The 798-nt window shown below is 66.2% G+C and carries 1 protein-coding gene; it reads left to right on the top strand.

Annotated elements, in window-relative coordinates:
* Nucleotides 1-268 precede the first annotated feature (268 nt).
* Nucleotides 269-694 carry a coiled-coil domain-containing protein gene (locus ABC977_RS18170; RefSeq protein ID WP_369668682.1) on the top strand — a complete coding sequence of 142 codons (426 nt, stop codon included), beginning with the start codon at nucleotides 269-271 and terminating at the stop codon, nucleotides 692-694.
* Nucleotides 695-798: the final 104 nt, after the last annotated feature.

Raw genomic sequence — 798 nt, 5'->3', positions numbered from 1 at the left:
GCCAGGGATTTTACTTTTCAAGACCTGACCCCGCCCCCGGGCCGCGAACACCGTCACGGCCCGCCGTTTGGTCCGAAATTTGGACCCTGCCGTCTTCTCCTACAGCCCGAAATGTTGCATTTCAAGACCTGACCCCTCCTCCGTCCTGGGCTCGCGGCTCACGATGACCCAGGCGGGACTCCCACCCGCTAGAACACGCGGCCTTGCCAGGCCGCACTGACCCCTTTCCCACCTTGCGGTGGCGCCGGCCCGATGGCAGAGTAAGGCCATGAACTCGAGCGTTGCACTTTACGAAGCCCTGACCACGGCTCCCGACGATCGCGCGCGGGCGCGCGTCATCGCCGAGGCCTTCGAGCGCTTGGAAGAGCGCTACCCGCATCTTCCGGAATTGGCGACCCAGGGCCATGTACGCGAGAGCGAGCTGCGCTTGCAGAAGGAAATCGAGCAGGTCCGTGCCGAGATCGAGCGGGTCCGCGCCGAGCTCAAGCTCGACATCGAGCAGGTCCGCAGTGCGTTGCGCGAAAGCGAGCTGCGCCTGCAAAAGGGGATCGAGCAGGTCCGTGCCGAGCTCAAGCTCGACATCGAGCAGGTGCGCGGCGAGGTGGCGCGCACCAAGGTCGATCTGCTCAAGTGGATCGTGCCGCTGATGTTCGCCCAAGTCGCCGCGATCGCGGCCCTGGTCAAGTTGCTCTGAGCCGCCCGCTGGCGCCAGAGGGTTCGTCCGCGCGCGGAACGGACGCTGGATGCCCGCTCTACCAGCGCGACGGGGAGCCGCGTGGGGAGAGAGACGCGATGGTA

It is taken from the genome of Thioalkalicoccus limnaeus (assembly GCF_041197575.1).
GTDB classification, from domain to species: Bacteria; Pseudomonadota; Gammaproteobacteria; order Chromatiales; family Chromatiaceae; genus Thioalkalicoccus; species Thioalkalicoccus limnaeus.
The sequence above is the reverse complement of the archived record's forward strand: the minus strand, read 5'-3'. Positions and strand labels throughout refer to the sequence as shown.